Raw genomic sequence first — 915 nt, forward strand, 5'->3', positions numbered from 1 at the left:
GATATCGCTGAGCGCGGTGGCGACGCCGGAGCCTTATCGCCCCCAACGGCGGCGGTGAGCACGTTCAGCGACCGCAACTGGTGCGTATGCAGCCGGTGGTATTCGGCGGCCTTATTGAGTTCCACGACCCCGGCAATCGCGGCAAATGCAAGCAGCAGAACGCCAGCCAGGATGAGAGTAAGTTTACGGGCGATGGTCATACCGGATCCCCAGCAGAGTAAGATGTCACCGAGATTAGAAAATCCGACGGGCGCAAAATCCGCCACGCGGGAGGAGTGAAAATGTCGCCGATACGGACAACCATAGATACGAAAGCCGCTCTTTATCAAGAAAACCAAGCAGCCATGCTGTCCTTGGTCGCCGACTTGAAGGCCAAAGTGGCGCTTCTTGCGGAAGGCGGGGGGGAGGCTGCGCGGGCGAAACACGTTGCGCGGGGCAAGCTGCTGCCACGGGATCGCATTCGCACCCTATTGGATGTCGGTGCGCCGTTCCTTGAGCTAAGTCAATTTGCCGCATTTGAGATGTATAAAGACGAAGTGCCGTGCGCCGGGATAATCACCGGCATCGGGCGGGTTTCGGGCCGGGAATGCGTGATCGTCGCCAATGACGCGACCGTTAAGGGCGGCACATATTTTCCTTTAACGGTGCGCAAACATTTGCGAGCACAAGCGATTGCGCGCGAAAATCACCTACCGTGTCTCTATTTGGTCGATAGCGGCGGGGCCAACCTGCCGAACCAGGACGAGGTGTTTCCCGACCGCGAGCACTTCGGTCGAATTTTCTACAATCAGGCCAATATGTCGGCCCTGGGCATTCCGCAAATCGCCGTGGTGATGGGCTCGTGTACCGCTGGCGGGGCCTATGTTCCGGCGATGGCGGATGAGAGCATCATCGTGCGCAATCAGGGCACCATCT

General features: G+C 58.7%; 2 protein-coding genes. One reads left to right on the top strand and one right to left on the bottom strand.

Annotated elements, in window-relative coordinates:
* Window positions 1–200 (bottom strand): hypothetical protein (locus VZ95_RS07560; RefSeq protein ID WP_045775312.1); only part of this gene is annotated, 200 nt, incomplete at its 3' end.
* A gap of 81 nt (window positions 201–281) precedes the next feature.
* Between VZ95_RS07560 and VZ95_RS07565 the strand changes: the two genes are divergently transcribed.
* A partial coding sequence (locus tag VZ95_RS07565; protein ID WP_045775313.1) for a carboxyl transferase domain-containing protein occupies window positions 282–915 on the top strand: 634 nt, incomplete at its 3' end.

Origin of the sequence: Elstera litoralis, from assembly GCF_000963705.1 — a bacterium.
GTDB classification, from domain to species: Bacteria; Pseudomonadota; Alphaproteobacteria; order Elsterales; family Elsteraceae; genus Elstera; species Elstera litoralis.